15 protein-coding genes and 1 tRNA gene are annotated in these 21,386 nt (G+C 76.9%); 12 read left to right on the top strand and 4 right to left on the bottom strand.

From position 1 onward, the window contains the following. Positions 1-18: 18 nt before the first annotated feature. From ACRYM6_RS05930 to ACRYM6_RS05900, 7 genes are all read left to right on the top strand, one after another. Positions 19-1,527 (top strand): DUF7059 domain-containing protein, encoded by a 1,509-nt coding sequence (locus tag ACRYM6_RS05930; RefSeq protein WP_432541818.1) that lies wholly within the window; start codon positions 19-21, stop codon positions 1,525-1,527. A gap of 240 nt (positions 1,528-1,767) precedes the next feature. Continuing rightward, positions 1,768-4,605: a type I DNA topoisomerase gene (topA, locus tag ACRYM6_RS05925; RefSeq protein ID WP_432541817.1), complete on the top strand. Its 2,838-nt coding sequence runs from the start codon at positions 1,768-1,770 to the stop codon at positions 4,603-4,605. 124 nt (positions 4,606-4,729) lie between these two features. After that, a complete protein-coding gene (locus ACRYM6_RS05920) occupies positions 4,730-5,923 on the top strand; it encodes an acyltransferase family protein (protein ID WP_432541816.1) in 1,194 nt (397 codons plus the stop codon). Continuing rightward, entirely contained in the window at positions 5,920-8,028 is a 2,109-nt protein-coding gene (gene tmk, locus ACRYM6_RS05915; protein ID WP_432541815.1) for a dTMP kinase, read from the top strand. The genes ACRYM6_RS05920 and tmk overlap by 4 nt, the downstream gene beginning before the upstream one ends. Continuing rightward, on the top strand, positions 8,025-9,191 hold the full coding sequence (locus tag ACRYM6_RS05910) for a DNA polymerase III subunit delta' (protein WP_432541813.1): 1,167 nt from the start codon (positions 8,025-8,027) through the stop codon (positions 9,189-9,191). Before tmk ends, ACRYM6_RS05910 begins: the two co-directional genes overlap by 4 nt. 11 nt (positions 9,192-9,202) lie before the next feature. Beyond that, positions 9,203-10,753 carry an alpha/beta hydrolase gene (locus ACRYM6_RS05905; protein WP_432541812.1) on the top strand — a complete coding sequence of 517 codons (1,551 nt, stop codon included), beginning with the start codon at positions 9,203-9,205 and terminating at the stop codon, positions 10,751-10,753. Between the two features lie 239 nt (positions 10,754-10,992). Continuing rightward, positions 10,993-12,222: a sensor histidine kinase gene (locus ACRYM6_RS05900; protein WP_432541811.1), complete on the top strand. Its 1,230-nt coding sequence runs from the start codon at positions 10,993-10,995 to the stop codon at positions 12,220-12,222. Positions 12,223-12,226: 4 nt separating this feature from the next. Here the strand turns inward: ACRYM6_RS05900 and ACRYM6_RS05895 are convergent, their stop codons facing one another. Next, positions 12,227-12,811 (bottom strand): helix-turn-helix domain-containing protein, encoded by a 585-nt coding sequence (locus ACRYM6_RS05895; RefSeq protein WP_432541810.1) that lies wholly within the window; start codon positions 12,809-12,811, stop codon positions 12,227-12,229. Between the two features lie 47 nt (positions 12,812-12,858). On the opposite strand from ACRYM6_RS05895, the gene ACRYM6_RS05890 reads away from it, so the two are divergent. From ACRYM6_RS05890 to ACRYM6_RS05880, 3 genes are all read left to right on the top strand, one after another. Further along, positions 12,859-13,632 (top strand): class I SAM-dependent methyltransferase, encoded by a 774-nt coding sequence (locus tag ACRYM6_RS05890; protein WP_432541809.1) that lies wholly within the window; start codon positions 12,859-12,861, stop codon positions 13,630-13,632. After that, positions 13,629-14,597, top strand: a complete 969-nt coding sequence (locus tag ACRYM6_RS05885; RefSeq protein ID WP_432541808.1) for an NAD(P)/FAD-dependent oxidoreductase — start codon at positions 13,629-13,631, stop codon at positions 14,595-14,597. Before ACRYM6_RS05890 ends, ACRYM6_RS05885 begins: the two co-directional genes overlap by 4 nt. An 86-nt stretch (positions 14,598-14,683) precedes the next feature. Next, a tRNA-Thr gene (locus tag ACRYM6_RS05880) sits at positions 14,684-14,760 on the top strand. Between the two features lie 90 nt (positions 14,761-14,850). On the opposite strand, the gene ACRYM6_RS05875 is transcribed toward ACRYM6_RS05880, so the two are convergent. Then, entirely contained in the window at positions 14,851-15,579 is a 729-nt protein-coding gene (locus ACRYM6_RS05875) for a molybdopterin-dependent oxidoreductase (RefSeq protein ID WP_432541807.1), read from the bottom strand. A gap of 141 nt (positions 15,580-15,720) precedes the next feature. On the opposite strand from ACRYM6_RS05875, the gene ACRYM6_RS05870 reads away from it, so the two are divergent. Both ACRYM6_RS05870 and ACRYM6_RS05865 read left to right on the top strand, forming a co-directional pair. Next, a complete protein-coding gene (locus ACRYM6_RS05870) occupies positions 15,721-16,452 on the top strand; it encodes an alpha/beta fold hydrolase (protein ID WP_432541806.1) in 732 nt (243 codons plus the stop codon). Between the two features lie 11 nt (positions 16,453-16,463). Continuing rightward, complete coding sequence (locus ACRYM6_RS05865; protein WP_432541805.1) at positions 16,464-17,060, top strand: DedA family protein; 597 nt, start codon at positions 16,464-16,466, stop codon at positions 17,058-17,060. On the opposite strand, the gene ACRYM6_RS05860 is transcribed toward ACRYM6_RS05865, so the two are convergent. Further along, positions 17,026-19,713: a putative bifunctional diguanylate cyclase/phosphodiesterase gene (locus tag ACRYM6_RS05860; protein WP_432541804.1), complete on the bottom strand. Its 2,688-nt coding sequence runs from the start codon at positions 19,711-19,713 to the stop codon at positions 17,026-17,028. The genes ACRYM6_RS05865 and ACRYM6_RS05860 overlap by 35 nt on opposite strands. Before the next feature lie 54 nt (positions 19,714-19,767). Then, positions 19,768-21,294, bottom strand: coding sequence for a putative bifunctional diguanylate cyclase/phosphodiesterase (locus tag ACRYM6_RS05855; RefSeq protein WP_432541803.1), 1,527 nt, complete (start codon positions 21,292-21,294; stop codon positions 19,768-19,770). Positions 21,295-21,386: the final 92 nt, after the last annotated feature.

Below are 21,386 nucleotides of genomic sequence, written 5' to 3'. Positions count from 1 at the left end.
CTGGCAGACTCGGGCCGCGTGAGCGACCCCAGAGAACTCCTCGCCGGCCTGCGCGCGGACCTGCGCGCCGCGGACTACACCGTCGACGGGGTGGGCCGGCTCGTCGGGGACGTCGCCCGGGCCGCCCTGGACCGCGAGCAGCCGCTGCCGGCGCTGCGGGCGACGGCCGGTTCCCGGGAGCCGGGCGCGGTCCTGCTGCGGCTGGGTACCCTGGGGCGGGCGGTGACCCGCGGTGAGCTGGACGCCGCGCTGCCCCGCACGGGGACGGCCGGGGCCGCGGCCCTGGGCCTGGTGGCGGCGGCGGGGTCGGCGCCGGAGGACGAGGTGCGGCCCCTGGTGGACCTGCGGCCCTACGCCGCCGACGACGCCGGTGAACCGGTGCAGTGGTGGCTGGTCAGCGACCTCGGGGAGGTCGCCACCGGGGACGTGCTGCGCCCCGACCACGTCCTCGGCGTGGGGGGCGCGTCGCTGACGCTGGCCTCGGCGACGGTCCGCACGCCCGTCGACCGGGTCCTGGACATCGGCACCGGCTGCGGGGTGCAGGCCCTGCACGCCGCGCGGCACGCGCGCCGCGTCACGGCCACGGACACCTCCGAGCGGGCGCTGGACCTCGCGGCCGTCAACGCCGCCCTCAACGAGGTGGCCCTGGACCTGCGCCACGGGTCGCTGCTGGAGCCGGTGGAGCCGGGGGAGCGGTTCGGCCTGGTCGTGTCGAACCCGCCGTTCGTCATCACCCCCCGCACCGGCGCGGTCCCCACCTACGAGTACCGCGACGGCGGGATGGCCGGCGACTCGCTGGTGGCGCAGCTCGTCGGGTCGCTGCCGTCGGTGCTGGAACCGGGCGGCGTCGCGCAGCTGCTGGCGAACTGGGAGCTGCACGACGGGCAGACCTGGTCGCAGCGCGTGGAGGGCTGGCTGGAGGGGACGGGGCTGGACGCGTGGGTCGTGCAGCGCGAGGTCGCCGACCCGGCCCTGTACGCCGAGACGTGGATCCGCGACGGCGGGCAGAAGCCCGGCCCGCGCTTCGACGAGCTGTACGCCGCCTGGCTCGACGACTTCGCCGCGCGGGGCGTGGACGGCGTCGGGTTCGGCGTCGTCACGCTGCGCCGCCCGGCCCGCGACGGCGCCCCGCTGCGCCGGTTCGAGGAGAACCTCGCGGCGCTGAGCGACCCGCTGGGGGAGGTCTTCGCGGCCGGGCTGGCCGCGCACGACCGGCTGGCGCTCGTGGAGGACCTCGGGGAGCTGCGGCTGACGGTCGCCCCCGACGTGACCGACGAGCGCTTCCACACCCCCGGCGACCCGGACCCGCGGATCGTGCTGCTGCGCCAGGGCGGCGGCCTGCGCCGCGTCGCGCAGGTCGACGGGGACCTCGCCGGGCTCGTGGGGGCCTGCGACGGGGAGCTGACGGTCGGGCAGATCACCGCCGGGCTCGCGGTGCTGGGGGAGGAGGCCGTGGGCGGGGTGCGGGAGCGGCTGTACCCGCGGGTGCGGTCGCTGGTGGCGGACGGGTTCCTGCGCCTGCCCTGACCGCGCCCCGGCCCGCCCCGGTCCCGTCCCGGTCCCGCCCCCGGCGACCGCGGGTTGCGTCCCCCGGGCGGTGCCGTGGCACATTGGCGGGGCACGCCCGGCGCGGGTCCGGAGCACGGACCGGCGCAGCACGGGTGCACACGGTGCCGACGTGGCGTGCGAGAGTGCTCGGCAGGGCGTGCCGGCCCAGCGGTGGGACCGGCGCCCGGGGCAACGATCCGAAGGTGAGAGGCAGGACCAGTGGCGGGCAAGTCCCAGGCAACGACGGCGTCCGGTGACGGGCTGCGCCGACTGGTGATCGTCGAGTCGCCGAACAAGGTCAAGAACATCTCCAACTACCTCGGACCGGGGTACGTCGTGGAGGCGTCGGTCGGCCACATCCGCGACCTGCCGCAGCCCTCGCAGCTGCCCGACGACATGAAGAAGGGCCCCTTCGGCAAGTTCGCGGTCGACGTCGACCACGGCTTCGAGCCCTACTACGTCGTCGACACCGACAAGAAGAAGAAGGTCTCCGAGCTCAAGCGCGCCCTCAAGGACGCCGACGAGCTCATCCTCGCCACCGACCGCGACCGGGAGGGCGAGGCCATCGCCTGGCACCTCGTGCAGGCGCTCGAACCGCGCATCCCGTACCGGCGCATGGTGTTCGGGGAGATCACCCGGGAGGCCATCCAGCAGGCGGTGCGGGAGCTGCGCGACATCGACGACCGGCTCGTCGACGCGCAGGAGACCCGGCGCATCCTGGACCGCCTCTACGGCTACGAGCTGTCCCCGGTGCTGTGGCGCAAGGTCCGCGCGGGCCTGTCGGCCGGGCGCGTGCAGTCGGTGGCCACCCGGCTGTGCGTGGAGCGCGAGCGCGAGCGGATGGCGTTCGTCGCCGCCGGCTACGCCGACGTCACCGGCACCTTCGCGCCCGAGGGCGACAGCGCGTTCACCGCGAAGCTGTCGCAGGTCGAGGGCCGGCGGGTGGCCAGCGGCCGCGACTTCGCCGACGACGGGACGCTGAGGACGCGGAACGTCGCCCACCTCGACGTGGCGGCCGCGCAGGCCCTCGTCGCGGGGCTGGAGAACTCCGAGTTCGCCGTCCGCGGGGTGGAGGAGAAGCCGTACACGCGGCGCCCGGCGGCGCCGTTCATCACCTCCACGCTGCAGCAGGAGGCCTCCCGCAAGCTGCGGCTGAACGCCCGGCAGACGATGCGCACCGCGCAGGGCCTGTACGAGCGCGGCTACATCACGTACATGCGCACCGACTCGATCCAGCTGTCGGCGCAGGCGCTGGCGGCGGCGCGGGCGCAGGCCCGGGAGCTGTACGGCCCGGAGTACGTGCCGGACTCCCCGCGCAACTACACCTCCAAGGCGAAGAACGCCCAGGAGGGCCACGAGGCGATCCGCCCGGCGGGGGAGAACTTCCGCACCCCCGCGCAGGTGTCCGGTGAGCTGCGCGGCGACGAGTTCCGCCTGTACGACCTCATCTGGAAGCGGACCGTCGCCTCGCAGATGCACGACGCGCGGGGGACGACCGCGACGGTCCGGCTGGGGGCGACCACCGCCGACGGCCGCGACGCCGAGTTCTCCGCCTCCGGCACGATCATCACGTTCCGCGGGTTCCTCGCCGCCTATGAGGAGGGCCGGGACGCCACCCGTGACGAGGAGAGCGCCGGCGACGACGACCGCCGCCTGCCGCAGGTCGCCGCCGGTGACCGGCTGACCGCGCGGGACCTGACCGCCGACGGCCACGAGACGACCCCGCCGGCCCGGTACACCGAGGCCAGCCTCATCAAGACGCTGGAGGAGAAGGGGATCGGGCGTCCCTCGACGTTCCAGTCGATCATCTCGACCATCGTCGACCGCGGGTACGTCTGGTACAAGGGGTCGGCCCTGGTGCCGAGCTGGCTGGCGTTCGCGGTGACGCGACTGCTGGAGGAGCACTTCCCCAAGCTCGTCGACTACGACTTCACGGCCGAGATGGAGAACGACCTCGACGCGATCTCGCGCGGGGAGGCCGAGCGCGTCGACTGGCTGACGAAGTTCTACTTCGGGGCCGACGGCCCGGCCAACGGTGCCGCCGCGCCCTCCGGCGCCGGCCCGGACTCCGGTGCCGGTCACGCCGCGGACCTGGAGCTGGACGGCATCAAGGGCCTGGCCGACGACCTCGGCGCGATCGACGCGCGGGAGATCTCCACGATCCCGATCGGGGACGGCGTCGTCCTGCGGGTGGGCCGGTACGGGCCCTACCTGGAGGGGCCGGACCGCGAGACCGGTGAACTGCTCAAGGCGTCGGTGCCCGAGGACGTCGCCCCCGACGAGATGACCGTCGAGCGGGCCTACGAGCTGCTGACCACCCAGTCCGAGGGCGACAACGTCCTGGGGCAGGACCCCGCCACCGGGCGCACGATCGTGGCGCGGGTGGGCCGGTACGGCCCGTACGTCACCGAGCTGATCGAGGACGAGCCCGCGCCGGAGCCGCCGGCGGAGGGGGCGCCGAAGAAGCGCGCCGCGAAGAAGGCGGCGAAGGCGAAGCCGCGCACGGGGTCGCTGTTCAAGGACATGTCGGTCGAGACCGTCACCCTGGAGCAGGCCCTGCAGCTGCTGTCGCTGCCGCGGGTGGTGGGCACCGACCCGGAGACCGGTGACGAGATCACCGCGCAGAACGGCCGCTACGGCCCGTACCTGAAGAAGGGCACGGACTCGCGCTCCCTGGAGACCGAGGACCAGATCTTCTCCATCACGCTGCCGGAGGTGCTGGCGATCTACGCCCAGCCCAAGACGCGGCGCGGTGCGGTCGCCAAGCCGCCGCTGAAGGAGCTCGGCCCCGACCCCGAGTCCGGTCAGCCGATCGTCATCAAGGACGGCCGGTTCGGGCCGTACGCGACGGACGGCACGACCAACGCGACGCTGCGCAAGGACGACGACCCCGAGACGGTGACGCTGGAGCGGGCCGCGGAGCTGCTGGCGGAGAAGCGGGCCAAGGGGCCGGTGAAGAAGACCGCGAAGAAGGCGGCGGCGAAGAAGACCGCCGCGAAGAAGACGGCCGCGAAGCGGGCGCCGGCGAAGAAGACCGCCGCGGCCGCGGAGTCCTGACCGGCACCTCTCACGCACGCCGGGTGAGGGTCGACGCACGCAGCGTCGATCCTCGCTCGGCACCCGGGTGAAGGTGCCGTGAAGACGGCGAGGCGGGGTCCGCGGTGGGCCAGGGTCGCTGCTCGTGCCCACCACCACCCCGCCGCCCGCCGGCCGGCTGCTGAGCTTGCAGGCCGTGCGCGCCGTCGCCGCCTCGCTCGTCGTCCTGGTCCACCTCGGCGGCCCGACCGCCTTCGAGCACAAGGTCTTCGGCACCTCGCTGCTGCAGCCGGTGTGGTGGCCCGCCCAGTCCGGCGTCGACCTCTTCTTCGTCGTCAGCGGCTTCGTCATGGCCGTCACCGCCGGCGGCGCCCTGTTCGCCGGCGCCCCCGCGCCCTCCCTGGGCCGGTTCGCCTGGCGCCGGGTCAGCCGGGTCTACCCGCTGTACTGGGCCGTCTCCCTCGTCCTGCTGGCCGTCGTGCTCGCCGCCCCCGGCCTGGCCCGGGGCAACGGCGAGGAGACCGACCTGCTCGCGACGTTCGCGCTGCTGCCCCAGCGCGGCGAGCCGCTGCTGCTGGTGGGCTGGACCCTCGTCTACGAGATGGGCTTCTACCTCGTCTTCGCCCTGTCGCTGCTGGCCGGCCGCGCCGGCCGCGGCGCCGCCCGCGCCGTCCTGATCGCCTGGGCCGCGGCCGTCCTCGTCGGGCGCCCGTTCGTGCCCGAGGGCGCCTCGCCGTGGCTGGAGGTCGCGACCAACCCGCTGAACCTGGAGTTCGGGATGGGCGTCGTCGCCGGCTGGCTCGTCGTCAGCGGCCGCGCCGCCGGCCGCGGGCCGCTGCTGCTGGGCGCCGGGCTCACCGTCCTGCTCGCCACCTGGGTCGACCTGTCCCTGCAGGGGCCCCTGACCGGCACCGGGCTCGCGATGGCCCTGGCCCTCGGCGGCGGCTCCGCCCTGACCGTCACCGGCCTGGCGACCCTCGAGCGCGAGGGCCGGCTGCGGGTCCCGGCGCTGCTGGGCCGCCTCGGGGACGCCTCCTACTCCCTGTACCTCGTGCACGTGCCCGTCATCACCCTCGCCGCGATCGTGCTGGCCCGCGTCCTGCCCGACCTCGGCGGACCCGCCGGCATCGCCCTCCAGGTCGTCGTCGTGGTCGTCGCCTTCGCCGGCTGCCAGGTCGCCGGGCTGCTCGCCCACGCCCTCCTCGAACGCCCGCTGCTGACCCTCAGCCGCCGCGCCGAGCGCCGGGTCGCGCCCCCGCGCGGCCCCGTCGCGCTGCCCGCGCAGCCCGGCCCCGAGCGCGGGGAGGTGCCCGGCGGGGCATCTACCCTGACGACGTGACCCCACCCGCAGCCGCTCCCGACCACCCCGCGGAGCGCGCTGCGGGCGCACCCGACCACGACGTGCGGGCCCTGCTGCGCGACTACCCCGACTTCCGCCGCATGTGGCTGTCCCTGATGCTCTCCAGCTTCGGGGACTGGCTGGGGATGCTCGCCAAGCTGGGCACCGCCGCGGGCCTGACCGTCGGCGACGCCACCCAGACCAGCGTCGCCGTCTCCACCGTCTTCGTCCTGCAGCTGGCCCCCGCGGCCCTGCTCGGGCCGCTCGCGGGAGCCCTGGCCGACCGCCTCGACCGCCGGACGACGATGGTCGTCGGCGACGTCCTGCGGTTCGCGCTGTTCGCCTCCATCCCGGTCGTCGGGAACCTCACCTGGCTGTTCGTCGCCACCCTGCTCATCGAGCTGGTCACCCTGTTCTGGGGCCCGGCCAAGGACGCCACCGTCCCCAACCTCGTGCCCCGCCACCGGCTGGAGGCGGCCAACCAGGTCAGCCTCGTCGCGACCTACGGCTCGGCGCCCGTCGCCGGGCTCGCCTTCATCCTGCTGACCCTGCTCACCGGGGTCCTGGACAACGTGCTGCCCTTCCTCGCCGGCGGGCAGTCCGATCTGGCGATGTACGTCAACGCCCTCACGTTCCTCGTCGCGGCCGCCGTCATCTGGCGCCTGGACATCCCGCCGCGCCAGGTCGCGCCCCGCGAGGGCGGGCTCGCGCCCACGCTCGGGCGCGACATCGTCGAGGGCTGGCGGTTCGTGGGGCGCTCGGCGCTGCTGCGCGGGCTCGTCCTCGGGATGCTCGTCGCGTTCGGCGCCGGCGGGGTCGTGCTCGGCCTCGGGCGCGCCTTCGTCACCAGCCTCGGCGCGGGCGACCCCGGGTACGGGGTCGTCGTGATGGCCGTCTTCGCCGGGGTCGCCCTCGGGGTGTGGCAGGGGCCGCGCTGGCTGGCCGGGCTCAGCCGGCGCCGCACCTTCGGGCTGGCGCTGTCCGCCGCCGGGGTGTCGCTGGTGCTGGTCGCGCTCGTGCACGACATCGTCGTCGCGTCGCTGTGCGTCGTGGCCCTGGGCCTGTTCACCGGCCTCGCGTACGTCTCGGCCTACACGCTGCTCGGCCTGGAGGTCGACGACGACGTCCGCGGCCGCACCTTCTCCTTCGTCGGGTCCAGCACCCGCGTCGTCATCATCGCCGTGATGCTCGTCGCCCCCTGGGTCGCGAACGCCCTCGGCGAGCTCACCCTGGCGCCCAGCGACCACTGGTCGGTGACGTACGCGGGGTCCGCCCTGGCGATGGCGCTGGCCGGCGTGGTCACCGTCGCCGCGGGCGTGGTCGCCTACCGGCAGATGGACGACCGCCGCGGGACCAGCCTGCGCGCCGACCTCCTCGCGGCCTGGGACCGTCGCGGGCAGGCTGGTGCCGTGGTCCCCGACGCCCCCGCCGCCCGTCCCGCCCGCAGCCCGGGCGGGTTCTTCCTCGCCCTGGAGGGCGGTGACGGCTCGGGCAAGACCACCCAGGCCGCGCTGCTGGCGGCGTGGCTGGCCGAGCGGGGCCACGAGGCCGTCGTCACCCGCGAACCCGGCGGCACCGCCACCGGCCGCGACCTGCGCGAGGTCCTGCTGCGCCACCGCCGCGACGGCGCGCCGCTGAGCCCGCGCGCCGAGGCGCTGCTGTTCGCCGCCGACCGCGCCCAGCACGTCGCCGAGGTCGTCCGCCCCGCCCTGGGCCGCGGCGCCGTCGTCGTCACCGACCGCTACGTCGACTCCTCGCTGGCCTACCAGGGGGCCGGGCGCGACCTGCCCGCCGCCGACGTCGAGCGGCTGTCGGGGTGGGCCACCCAGGACCTGCTGCCGGACCTGACCGTCGTCCTGGACGTCGACCCCGTCACCGCCGCGCGGCGCCGCTCCGGCCGCGCGCCCGACGACCGCCTCGAGGCGGAGTCGCGGGACTTCCACGCCCGGGTGCGCGAGCAGTTCCTGCTGCTGGCCCGCCGCGACCCCGCCCGCTACCTCGTGCTCGACGCCACGACCACCCCCGAGACGGTGCAGGAGAAGCTGCGCGCCCACCTCACGGGCCTGCTGCCCGTCCCGGTGCGTTCGCAGGCGGGTGCGCGGTGAGCGTCTGGGACGAGGTCGTCGGCCAGGGCCCGGCCGTCCACGTCCTGACCCGCGCCGCGCTCGCCGCCCGCCGCGGCACCACCGGCATGACCCACGCGTGGCTGCTGACCGGCCCGCCCGGCTCGGGGCGCTCGACCGCGGCCCGCGCCTTCGCGGCCGCGCTGGCGTGCGAGGACCCCGCCGAGGTCGGCTGCGGCCGCTGCCCCGGCTGCCGGACCGCCGTCGCCGGGTCCCACGCCGACGTCACGGTCTTCTCCACCGAGCACATGCAGATCCGCCGCGAGGACGTCGAGCCGCTCATCGCCACCGCCCAGCGCCGCCCGTCGGTGGCGCGCTGGCGGGTGATCGTCATCGAGGACGCCGACCGGCTCAACCCGACCTCCGGCAACGTGCTGCTGAAGACCATCGAGGAACCGCCCGCGCAGACGGTCTGGCTGCTGTGCGCGCCCGCCGTCGACGACGTCCTGCCCACGATCCGCTCCCGCGCCCGGCACGTCCCGCTGCGCGTCCCGCCCGCCGACGCCGTGGCCGAGCTGCTGGTGCGCCGCGACGGGATCGACCCCGTGATGGCCGCCTTCGCCGCGCGCGCCGCGCAGTCCCACGTCGGGCTGGCGCGGCGGCTGGCCCGCGACGAGGGCGCCCGCATCCGCCGCCGCGAGGTCCTGCGGCTGCCGCAGCGGGTGCGCGGCGTCGGCGACGCCGTCGTGGCCGCCGGTGAGCTCGTCGAGGTCGCCGCCGAGGAGGCCGGTGCCTCCACCACCGAGCGCGACGCCCGGGAGCGGGCCGAGCTGCTGCGCGCCCTGGGCGCCGACGGGTCCGCGACCGTCCCCCCGGCGGTGCGCGCGCAGGTGCGCCAGCTGGAGGAGGACCAGAAGCGCCGCGCCCGCCGGCACCAGACCGACGTCCTGGACCGGGCGCTGGTGGACCTGCTCGGGCTGCTGCGCGACGTCCTGGTCCTGCAGCTGGGGGCCCCGGTGGAGCTGGTCAACGGGGACATGACGAACGACGTGCGGGCGATGGCCGCGGCGAGCACCGCGGAGGACACGCTGCGCCGCGCCGACGCCGTGCAGCTGGCCCGCGAGCGCCTGGCGCAGAACGTCGCGCCGCTGCTGGCCATCGAGGCGCTGGCCCTGAGCCTGCGGCCCCCCGGCCGCGACGAGTGACGTCACGTACCGTGGCCCTCACCATGCGCGCCGCCCGACGAGTCGTCTGCTCCCTCGCCGCCGCCACGCTGGTGCTGTCGGGGTGCTCGGCGCTGGGAGGCTCCAGCCCGGACCCCAGCCCGGTGGGGACCGCGCGGGCGGTCGAGGGCGAGAACGCCACCGACCCGGCGCTGTCGGCGTTCTACGCCCAGGACCTGCAGTGGGCCGACTGCTCCGGCGGGTTCCAGTGCACGCAGCTGACGGTGCCGGTGGACTACGCCGCGCCCGCCGCGGGCACGACGACGCTGGCGGTGGTGCGGCTGCCGACGTCCGCGGAGGGGGAGGACCGGCTGGGGTCCCTGGTCCTGAACCCCGGCGGCCCGGGCGCCTCCGGCGTCGAGTACGCGCGGGCCGCGGAGCAGGTGGTGTCCGCCGACGTGCGCGACCACTACGACGTCGTGGGGTTCGACCCGCGCGGCGTGGGGTCGTCCTCGCCGCTGCGGTGCCTGACCGACGCGCGGGTCGACGCGTTCCTGACGACGGACCCGACCCCCGACGACCCCGCCGAGGTGCGGGCCCTGGCGGAGCGGACCACCGAGCTGGGAGTGGGGTGCGCCGCGTCGGGGCCGCTGGCCGCGCACGTCGACACCCGCTCGGTCGCCCGGGACCTCGACGTGCTGCGCGCCGCCCTGGGCGACGACAGGCTCAGCTACCTCGGCAAGAGCTACGGCACCTACCTGGGCGCCTGGTACGCCGAGCTGTTCCCGCAGCGCGTGGGCCGGGTCGTCCTGGACGGGGCGATCGACCCGGCCCTGACGAGCCAGGAGGTCAACGCCGGGCAGGCCGCGGGGTTCGAGGTGGCGCTGCGGTCCTACGTCGCCGACTGCCTCGACGGGGACGACTGCCCGCTGACCGGGAGCGTCGACGACGGCGTCGCGCAGGTGCGCGACCTGCTGGACTCCCTGGACGCCCGCCCGCTGCCGACCGGCACGGACCGCCCGCTGGTGCAGGGGCTGGGGTACTTCGCGGTGGCGTACCCGCTGTACTCGGCCGCGGCGTGGCCCCGGCTGTCGAGCGCGCTGACGGCGGCGTCCGCGGGCGACGGGTCGCAGCTGCTGGCCCTGGCCGACGCGTACGCGCACCGCGGCGCCGACGGCCGGTACCTGGACAACTCCACCACCGTCATCTACGCCGTGAACTGCCTGGACCGCGACGACGCCGAGTCCGCGCCGCAGGTGGAGCGCACCGTGCGGGAGTTCGCGCAGCGGTCCCCGACGTTCGGGCCGTTCCTGGCCTGGGGCGGGCTGGCCTGCACGAACTGGCCCGTCGCCCCGGTGGGGGAGGTGCGGCCGGTGCGCGCCGAGGGCGCCGGCCCGATCGTGGTGGTCGGCACGGTCCGCGACCCCGCGACGCCGTACGCGTGGGCGCAGGGCCTGGCCGCGCAGCTGGCGTCGGGCCGGCTGCTCACCTACGACGGGGACGGTCACACCGCGTACGCGACGGGGTCGGCGTGCGTGGACTCCGCCGTCGACGAGTACCTGGTCGCCGGGACCGCGCCGCAGGAGGGGACCACCTGCTCCTGACCGCCCCGTGATCACGGGGCGCCGCCGGGGCCCCCCCCCCGGGGGGGGGGTGGGGTGGCCCGACCGTCCCGGCTCCCCCCACCCCCCCCGGGCCGCCGCCCCTCCGGGCGGGCGTGCGGGGGCCACCCCCCCCCCCCCCACCCCCCCCCGCCCCCCCCCCCCCCCCCCCCCCCCCCCCCCCCCCCCCCCCCCCCCCCCCCCCCCCCCCCCCCCCCGCCGCGCCCCCCTACGGTGGGCGCGTGAGCGGAGCCACGACCGTCCGGGAACCGACGACGCCGCCGGGACCGCCGCCGCCCGGGCCGTGGTGGGCCCGGGGGAACCGGGCGCTGCGCCTGACCGGTGACGCGCTCGCGGTGCTGGGCTGCTGGGGGGTGGGGCTGGTCCTGGTGGGCATCGGCCTGGAGGACACCCCGGAGCAGCGCTCGGACGCCGTCGTCGCGGCGGACCTGCTGCTCGGGCTGGTGCTGACGCCGCTGCTGTTCGCGCGCCGCCGGTGGCCGGTGGCGGTCGCGGTGGTCGTGACGGTGGCCTCGACGCTGTCGTGGGCGCTGGGGCTCGTCTCGCTGGTGACGCTGTTCGGGGTGGCGGTGCGGCGCCGGTTCCCGGTCGCGGCGTGGGTGGCGGCCGGGGTCGCCGCCGCCGCCGTGGTGCAGGGGGTGGTGTGGCCCGAACCGGACATCCCGTGGTGGGCGGTCGTGCCGGTGTACGTCGCGGTCGTCGTGGGGACCCTGGCGTGGGGGATGTACGTGCGGGCGCGGCGGCAGCTCGCGGCGTCCTGGCGGGAGCAGGCCGAGCGGTCCCGCGCCGAGCACGAGCTGCGCGCCGACCAGGCCCGGTCGGTGGAGCGGGCGCGCATCGCGCGGGAGATGCACGACGTGCTGGCCCACCGGATCTCCCTGGTCAGCATGCACGCCGGGGCGCTGGAACTGCGGCTGGAGGGGTCGGCCGACCCGGAGGTCGTGGCGTCGGCGGGAACGATCCGGCGCAGCGCGCACGCGGCGCTGCAGGACCTGCGCGACATCCTCGGGGTCCTGCGGGAGGAGTCGACGCGGGAGGCGGCGAACCCGCAGCCGACGCTGGAGGACCTGCCCGCCCTCGTCGAGGAGGTGCGCGGGCTGGGCCTGCCGGTGGAGCTCGACCTGGCCGTCCCGAACGTCCCCGAGGTGCCGGAGGCGCTGGGGCGCACCGCGTTCCGGGTCGTGCAGGAGGGTCTGACGAACGTGCGCAAGCACGCGCCCGGGCACCGGGCGCGGGTGCGGGTGAGCGGGCGGCGCGGCCGGGCGCTGCACGTCGTCGTGCAGGACCGGCCCGGGGGTCCCGCCGCGGTGGGGGTGGGGGCGCCGTCGTCGGGTTTCGGGCTGGTGGGGCTGCGCGAACGGGTCGAGCTGGTCGGCGGGACGGTGCGCGCGCACCGGGACGGGGAGGGTTTCGCGCTGGTGGCGCGCCTGCCGTGGCCGCGCCGGTCCTGACGCCTCAGTCGTGCAGGTGGGCCCGTTCGCCGTCGCGGTCGAAGATGGACAGGATCTCCAGGTCGCCGGTGCCGGGGGCGGCGCTGATGCGGTGCGGGACCATCGTGGAGAAGTCGGCGGCCTGACCGGGGACCACGTCGACGACGCGGCCGCCGAGCTCGAGCCGGGCCCGGCCGGACAGGACGGTGAACCACTCCCGGCCGGGGTGGACGCGGGGTTCGTCCTCCGGCGACCCGGACGGGGGGCCCGCCGGGGTCGCGGCGAGGCGCATCTTCGCGACGCTCACCCCGGCGACGGCGCGGTCGCGGGACAGCAGCCACGTCGTGACACCGGGCCGGTGCTCGGGTTCGGGGCGGATCAGCACGTCCTCGTCGTCCTCGGTGGCGACGAGGTCGTCGAGGGTGGTGTCGAGGGCGCGGGCGATGGGGACGAGCTGGTCGAGCGCGATGCGCCGGTTGCCGGTCTCCAGGCGGCTGAGGGTGGAGGGGCTGAGGAAGCACCGGGCGGCGAGGTTGTCGAGCGACCAGCCGCGGGCCAGGCGCAGGCCCCGGATGCGGCGGCGGATGAGGCTGTCCACGTCTTGCTCCATGCGCAAGATGGTAAGCGTCTGGCGCACGGCGTCCGTACCGTGGAGGCATGAGCCACCACCACGGGCAACAGCACCAGCACGAGCACCAGCACCGGGACCACGACGGCCACCACCGCGTCCTGGACCTCGACGCGCACGTCTTCGGCGGCCAGCTCACCGCCGTCCTCGACGCGCTCACCGACGCCCTCGGCGACCTCGCCCCGCGCCGCGTCGTCGACCTCGGCGCCGGCACCGGGACCGGCACCCGGCTGCTGCGCGACCGGTTCCCCGCCGCCACCGTCACCGCCGTCGACCACGACCCGGCGATGCTCGACGCGCTGCGCACCCAGGGGTTCACCGTCCTCGACGCCGACCTCGACCACGGGTTCCCCGCCGTCGGCCCCGTCGACCTCGCGTGGGCCGCCTCCTCCCTGCACCACGTCGCCGACCCCGCCGCCCTGCTCGCCGGCGCCCGCGCCGCGCTCACCCCCGGCGGCGCCCTCGCCGTCGTCGAGATCGAGGGCCTGCCCCGCTTCACCACCGACCCCGCCGAGGACGCCGGTCGCGCCGCGGCGCTCGCCGCCGGCTGGAACCACCACCCCGACTGGACCGGGGCCCTGGAGGCGGCCGGGTTCACCGTCACCCGCCGCGACGTCACCACCGGGGCTCCCGACGACGCCGGCACCCGGGCCGCCGCGCAGGAGTACGCCCGGCTGTGGCTGCCCCGCTACCTGCACGTCGACGGCCTGGACCGCGCCGCCGCCGACGCGCTGACCGCGCTGCTCGACGGACCCCTCGCCCTGGCCCCGCAGGCCACCCGCGCCCTGTGGATCGCCCGGTGAACGCCGACGTGAGCGCCGACGTGAGCGCCGACGTGAGCGCCGACGTGAACGCCGACGTGGTGGTCCTCGGCGGGGGAGCGGCCGGGCTCGCCGGCGCGGTCGCGCTGGCCCGCTCGCTGCGGGACGTCGTCGTCGTCGACGCCGGCGAACCCCGCAACGCCCCCGCCGGGCACGCCCACAACGTCCTGGGTCGCGAGGGCACCGCGCCGCTGGACCTGCTCGCCGCCGGCCGCGCCGAGGCCCGCGGGTACGGCGCCCGGTTCCTCGACGACCGGGCCGTCACCGCCCACCGCGACGGCACCGGGTTCACCCTCGGCCTGCTGTCCGGGCGGGTCGTCCGGGCCCGGCGCCTCCTGCTGGCCACCGGGCTCGCCGACGAGCTGCCCGACGTCCCCGGCCTGCGCCGGTTCTGGGGCGGCAGCGTCCTGCACTGCCCGTTCTGCCACGGCTACGAGGTGCGCGGGCAGCGGATCGGGGTCCTCGGCTCCCGGCCCTCCGCGCTGCACCAGGCGCTGATGTTCCGCCAGCTCTCACCCGACGTGACCCTCTTCGTGCAGGACCTCGACGTGCCCGCCGAGACCGCGCAGCAGTACCGCGCCCTGGGCATCACCGTCCGCGAGGGCACCGTCCGCCGCGTCGGCGGGACCCCCGGCGACCTCGTCGTGGACCTCGACGGCGAGGACGTCGGCGTGCAAGCCCTCGTCGTCACCCCGTACTACCGGGCCCGCGCCGACCTGTTCCGCCAGCTCGGCGGGCAGCTCGCCACCAACCCGATGGGCGAGTTCGTCCCCACCCGTCCCGGCGGCGCCACCGACGTCCCCGGCGTGTGGGCCGCCGGGAACGTCGCCGACCCCGGCGCCATGCTCGCCGCCTCCACCGGGGCGGGCGTGATGGCCGGGGCCGCGATCAACGGCGACCTCATCACCGAGGACGCCCGCGCCCTCGTGGCCCGCGCCGCGGTGTGAGGGGCGGTGAGCCCGTGGTGAAGGCACCTGCTGGTGTCCTGTAGGCTCAGTGTCCGTGCCCGCGAGGGCGCAGCACCACCAGCAGTGCCGCCTTAGCTCAGTCGGCCAGAGCGACGCACTCGTAATGCGTAGGTCCGGGGTTCGATTCCCCGAGGCGGCTCCACCCGTTGCGCTGCAACGGTGCAGAGGCCGGGTCCCCCAGGGGCCCGGCCTCTCCTGCTTCCCCCCTCCCCCCTGGCCCCCGTCGACAGGCTCACCGCCGCCCGCGCCGCAGGGACCACGCGCTGACCGCCGCGGTCAGCGGGACGAGCGGCCGGTACACCGCCCGCAGCAGCCGGGGGTCGGTGGTGGAGTGCCGTTCCTCGAGGTCGACCCGGGCCCGCAGGTGCTCCTTGGGGCCGTAGGTGCTCGGGGGGACGGCGGCGTGCACCTCGATCCGGTGGACGTGCTTGACGTTCTTGTAGCCGTACTGCCGCGGCGACACGAGCCGCAGGGGCGCGCCGTGGGCGGGGGTGAGCGGTTCGCCGTCGAGGCGGTCGGCGAGCAGGACGTCGGGGGCGAGGGCGTCCTCGAGCAGCAGGACGGCGCGCGCCCCGTCCAGCCCCTCCACGACGACGCAGCTCGTGTCCGGGGACGGCCCGCACGCAGGCTCGACGACGTGGTGCCAGAACGCGCAGAACGGCAGCCCGCTCCAGCGCAGGCCGCGCGTCGTCCACGTCGTGACGCAGTGGAAGTCGGCGACGACGTCGGCCCGCCGGGCCGGTCCCACGACCCCGGGCAGGGGCAGCCGCAGCTCGCGCTCGACGGCGCCGGTGACGACGAGCTCCGGTTCGGCCGGCAGCCGCGGCGGGGGTTTCAGCGGGTCGTCGGAGAAGCGCGGGAAGACGCCGAGCTCGCGCTGGCCCGGGGGCAGGCCGGCGCCGCGGCGCCAGGGCACCAGGTCGCGCAGGCGGTGCCGGTCCGGGTGCCGGGACTCCGTCACCGCTGCGCCGGCCCGGTGCTGGAAACGACGCTGGTCCGTGCTCGCGGCAGCACGCCGCCCCCTCTCCCACGCCGGCAGGAGCACGGACGGTAGTGCACCGGCAGCGACCGCGGCAGGGTCGCGCGGTCCTACCCTGACCCCGTGCCCTCCCTGGACCTGCGCGGGATCCCCAGCCACGTCGAGACCGCCGGCGCGGGCGAGCCGCTGGTGCTGCTGCACGGCGGGTTCTGCTCGCTGGAGACGATGCGGCCCATCGGCGACGCCCTCGCGGACGCGTTCACCGTGCACGCCGCCGAACGTCCCGGCCACGGCCGCACCCCGGACCGGGAGGGCCCGTTCTCCTACGACGACGGCGTCCTCGACACCCTGGCCCTGCTGGACGCGCTGGGCGTCGGCCGCGCCCACCTCGTCGGGTTCAGCGACGGCGGGGTCATCGCGCTGCTGATGGCGGTGCGGCACCCCGAGCGGGTCCGGTCGGTCGTGGCGATCAGCGCGAACCTCAGCCCGGAGGGCATCAGCACGCAGGACGTGCCGGAGAACTCCGAGGCGATGGCCCGGATGCGCGCCGAGCACGAGGCGCTGTCGCCGGACGGGCCGGGGCACACCGCGGTGGTGCTGGCGAAGCTGGTGGAGCTGTGGGCGGACCAGCCGCGGATCCCCGTCGCGGACCTGGCCGCCATCGGCGTCCCGGCGCTCGTCGTGGCCGGGGAGCACGACGTGGTGGACCGCGAGCACACCCGCGCGATCGCGGCCGGCATCGCCGGGGCGCGCGAGGAGATCGTCGCCGGGACGACGCACCTGCTGGTGGTGGAACGCCCCGAGGAGGTCACCCGGCTGGTGCGGGAGTTCCTCGCGACGGTGCCGGGCGCCTGAGCCGGGCCGCCGTGCTGACCGACCTGCTGGACCCGGCCGCCCACGCCGACCACTGGCTGTGGGCGCTGGTCCTGCTGCTGGCCGCCGTCGTCGTCGGCGCGCTGCTGCCGGTGCTGCCCACCGGCGCGGTCGTCTCGGCGATGGCGGCGCTGGGCCACCACCGGTCGTGGCTGTCGCTGGGGGAGGTCGTCGTGGTGGGCGCGGTCGCGGCGTACGCGGCCGACGTGGTGCTGTACGCGCTGCTGCTGCGCGGGGCGCACACCGGGCCCGGGCGGCGGCTGCGGCGGCGGGCCGGGGACCACGGGCACCTGGAGGAGCTGGGGGAGCGGCTGGCCCGGCACGACGTGGGGACGCTCGTGACGTCGCGGCTGCTGCCGGGGGCGCGGGTCCCGGTGCTGGCGGCGGCCGCGACCACCGGGTACCCCGCCGTCCGGTTCGCCGTCGCGGACGTGGTGCCCGCGCTGTGCTGGGCCGTGACCTACGCCGCCCTCGGCCTGGCCGGGCGCGGCGTCAGCGACCGCCCGTGGGTGGGGGTCGCGGCGGCCGTCGCGTTCGGCCTGGCCGCCTCCGGGCTCACCTCTCTGGTGCGGCGGCTGCGAGCGCGCTGAGCTCGGCGCCCAGCGTCGGCGCCGGGCGGGGCCGGCCCAGCAGGAACCCCTGCGCGGCGTCGCAGCCGACGGCCCGCAGCGCCTGGAGCTGCTCGTCCCGCTCGACGCCCTCGGCGACGACGCCGAGGGAGAAGCTGTGCGCCGCACCGACGACGAGCCGCACGAGGTCGGCGTGGGCGCGGTCGCCGGAGCCGATGAAGCTGCGGTCGATCTTCAGCACGTCCACCGGCAGCCGGGACAGCTGCCCGATGGAGGTGTAGCCCGTCCCGAAGTCGTCGAGGGCGACCTTGACGCCCAGGGCCCGCAGCGCGCGCAGGTGCTCGCGGGCCGTGGGCTCGTCCACCAGGACCGTCTCGGTGATCTCCAGGGTGAGCCGTTCGGGCGCCAGGCCCGCGCCCGCGCACGCGACGGCGACGTCGCCGAGCAGCCGCGGCTGGGCCAGGTGCCGGCCCGAGACGTTGACGGCCGCGCCGACCCCGGCCAGCGCGCCGCCCTCGGCGTCCCACGCGGCGAGCTGCGCGGTGGCCGTCAGCAGCGCCCACCGGCCCAGGTCGCACACCAGGTCGGAGTCCTCGGCGACGGCGACGAAGTGGTCGGGCCCGACCAGCCCGTGCCCGGGCCGCTGCCAGCGCACGAGGGCCTCGACGCCGGTGACCGCCGAGGACGTCAGGTCCACGACGGGCTGGTAGTGCAGGACGAGCTCGCCGGCGTCCAGCCCGGCGCGCAGCGCCTCCTCCAGGGCGGTGCGGTGGGCGATGTCGCGGCGCAGCGCGTCGTCGAAGACCACCACCGTCCCGCGGCCGGCGGCCTTGGCCCGGTAGGCGGCGGCGTCGGCCTCCAGCAGCAGCCGCTCGGCCGGGCAGCCCCCCGGCGGGCTGATCGCGACGCCGATGCTGGCGCCGACCCGGACCTGCGCCCCGGGGGTGGGACCGGCCAGTTCCACGGGGGCGCAGACCGCGTCGAGGAGGCGGGTGGCGAGGTCGACGAGCCCGGCCTCCCCGCGCACCCCCTCCACGATGACCACGAACTCGTCGCCCCCGAGGCGGGCCAGGGCGGCGCCCTCGTGAGGGCCCCCGTGCGGGCCCTCGTGCAGGCACGCGGACATCCGGTCCCCGACGACGCGCAGCAGCTGGTCCCCGGCGGCGTGGCCGTGGGTGTCGTTGACGGCCTTGAAGTGGTCGAGGTCGACGAACAGCAGCCCCACCCGGGCCGGGGGGTCGTCGCCGCGGCGGGTCGCCCGGTCGAGGGCGGCGACGATCAGCTCACCGGCCCGGGCCCGGTTCGGCAGCCCCGTCAGCGCGTCGTGGGTGGCCTGGTGGGCCAGGACCTCCTGCAGCCGCTCCCGCTCGTGCAGGGCGCCGACCATCTGCTGCACCGAGGCGTGCACGACCTCCCCGAGGGCCCCGCGCACGGGGCGGTGCACGACGTCGGCGTCCAGGGCGCCGTCGGCGACGGCCTGGGCCTGGTCGCGGACGCGGCGCAGGGTGTCGACGGCGACGGCCAGGCCCCGCGCGACCGTCCGGACCTCCAGCGGGCCGCTCTCGTCGACGTCGACGAGGACGCCGTCGCTGACGGCGCGGGCCTGGGCGGCCAGCCGGTCCAGCGGCGCGGCGATCCAGCGCCGCAGCAGCAGCGCGGCGGCGAGGGTGCCCAGGACGAGGAGGGCGCACAGCGCGACGAGCAGCCGCAGCGTCCGCTCGGCGCGCACGACGGGGGCGCGGGCGGTGTCGGTGGCCAGCGTCCCGGTGGTCTCCACGACCACGCGCAGGGCCGCGTCGCGGGTGCCGTTGGCGGCGGCGAGCCCGACGAACGCGGCCAGCGAGGGGGGCTGCCCGTCGAGCGCGGCGGCCCGCAGGGGGCCGTCGACGGCGACGGCGCCCGCGCTGGACGTCGCCTCCCGCCAGGCCCGCACGACGTGCGGCGACCCCTGCGCCTCGACCTCGGCGGCGGCGCCGCGGTACCCGCCCCAGGCCGTGAGGAAGGCCTCGCGGTCCGGTTCGCCGGCCTGCGGGCGGGCGGCGGCGAACAGCAGGGGGACCTCGGCGCTGGCGAGGGCGGAGGCGCGGGAGACCAGCTGCAGGTCGGTGAGGGCACCGGTCCCGGCCTCGTCGAGCCCGGCGGCGCGGGCCGAGCGCAGCAGCTGCCCGACCTGGGCGGCCAGGTCGGAGGCCACCTCCCGGTAGCCGGTGAAGACGGCCACGAGGTCGCCGTCGGCGGTGGAGGCCCGCAGCTCCCGGACCCTGCGCTCGGCGGCCCGGGCCCGGTCCTGGGCGCCGGTCCCCGCGGCGGCGGCGACGGCCGCGTCGGTGCCGAGCTGGACCGCGTGGCGCTGCGCGGCGAGCGCGGGGGCGGCGGCCGCCGACAGCGGGCTGAGCGCGCCCGGGTCCACGCCCACCGACGACGCGGCCCGCGGGTCCTGCAGGACGGCCCGCCCCAGCACGGGCACGACCTCCCGGGCGACGGCGGCGCGCACGGCGTCCAGGGCGACGGCGCTGCGCACGTCCTCCGCGGCGGTGGCCGCCGCGCGGGCCCGGGTGGCCTGCTGGTCGACGGCGTGGCCCATGAACCCGACCAGGCCCGCGACGGGGACGAGGACGAGGGCGAACAGGCTGCGTCGCAGCGTTCCCGGGCGCCGGTGGCGGGCGGTCGGCACGCGGGTCACCTCCGGGGTCGGTCCCCCGGGCGGTGGACGCTCGACTTCAGGGTGTCACGACGTGGTCACTGGCGATGACGTCACGGGCAGCTCGGCGGCGGGCAGCTCGGCGGCGGGCACGGGGCGGGCGAACAGGTACCCCTGGGCCGCGTCGCAGGAGGCCGCCAGCAGCGCCGACAGCTGACCGTCCTCCTCGACCCCCTCGGCGACCACCCCGAGGGAGAAGCTGTGCGCCGCGCTGATGAGCAGCCGGACCAGATCGGCGTGACCGGCCTCGGGGGAGGAGACGAAGCTGCGGTCGATCTTCAGCACGTCCACGGGCAGCCGGGACAGCTGCCCGATCGAGGTGTAGCCGGTCCCGAAGTCGTCGATGGCGACGCGGACGCCGATCTCGCGCAGCGAGCGCAGGTGCTCCAGGGCCAGCGGCTCGTCGACCAGGACGGTCTCGGTGATCTCGACCGTCAGCCGCGCCGGGTCCACGCCGCTGGCGGTGAGGGCGTCGGTCACGTCGTCGAGCAGGTGCGCCTGCGCCAGGTGCCGGCCGGAGATGTTGACGGCCACCCCCAGCCCGGCGCGGTGCCCGCCCTCGGCGTCCCAGCGCACGAGCTGGGCGGTCGCCTCGGCCAGCGCCCACCGCCCCAGGTCGCACACCAGCGAGGACGCCTCGGCGACCGGGATGAACGCGTCCGGCGGGACCAGGCCGTGCCCGGGCCGCTGCCAGCGCACCAGGGCCTCGACGCTGCGGGTGCGGCCGGTCGCCAGGTCCAGGACGGGCTGGTAGTGCAGCACCAGCTCGCCGGTGACCAGGCCGTGGCGCAGCGCGGTCTCCAGCTCGGTGCGGGCCGCCAGCTCGGCGCGCAGCTCGTCGTCGAAGACCTCCACGACCCCGCGGCCGGCGTCCTTGGCGCGGTAGGCGGCCGCGTCGGCGTCGCGCACGAGCCGGTCGGCGTCCAGGGCGCCGGGGGCGCTGACGGCCACCCCGACGCTGGCGCCGACGCGCACGTGCTGGGCCCGCGGCAGCCCCGCCAGCGCCACCGGCGCGCTGAGGGCCGCGATGAGCCGCTGCCCGAGGTCGACGAGCCCCTTCTCGTCCTCCACGCCCTCGACCAGCACCACGAACTCGTCCCCGCCGAGGCGGCACACCACGTCGCCCCCGCGGACGGTGCCCTGCATCCGGGCCGCGGCGGTGCGCAGCAGCTCGTCCCCGGCGGCGTGCCCGAAGCTGTCGTTGACGGCCTTGAAGTGGTCGAGGTCGACGAACAGCAGCCCCACCCGGTGCCCCTGCCGGGCCGCCCGGTGCAGGGCGCGGCCGGTGAGGACGAGCGTCTGGGCGCGGTTGGGCAGCTCGGTCAGGGCGTCGTGCGCGGCCTGGTGGGCCAGGTCGGCCCGCAGCCGCTCCCGCTCGTCGAACGCGGTGAGGACCTGCGTGACCGAGGCGTGCACGATCGCCCCGAGCGGGCCGGGCACGGCCGTGCGGACCACCTCGCAGTCCAGGTCGCCGGCGGCGATGGCGTCGGCCTGGGCCTGCACGCGCCGCAGCGTGCCGACGGCGGCCGACAGGCCCTGCGCGACGACCCGCACCTCGGTGGGGCCCTGGGGGGGGGCGGCGGGGGGCGGCGCGGGGGGGGGGGCGCGCGGCGCGGGGGGGAGGCGGGTCCGCGGCCGGGGGCTGG

The organism is Kineococcus rugosus (assembly GCF_050871975.1).
Taxonomy (GTDB): Bacteria; Actinomycetota; Actinomycetes; order Actinomycetales; family Kineococcaceae; genus Kineococcus.
This window is presented reverse-complemented; position numbering and strand designations above follow the sequence as displayed.

Excerpts from the sequence above, each read along its gene's own strand:
- ACRYM6_RS05890 (WP_432541809.1), top strand. The coding sequence starts at position 12,859 with ATGAGCCACCACCACGGGCAACAGCACCAGCACGAGCACCAGCACCGG.
- ACRYM6_RS05895 (WP_432541810.1), bottom strand. The coding sequence starts at position 12,811 with ATGGAGCAAGACGTGGACAGCCTCATCCGCCGCCGCATCCGGGGCCTG.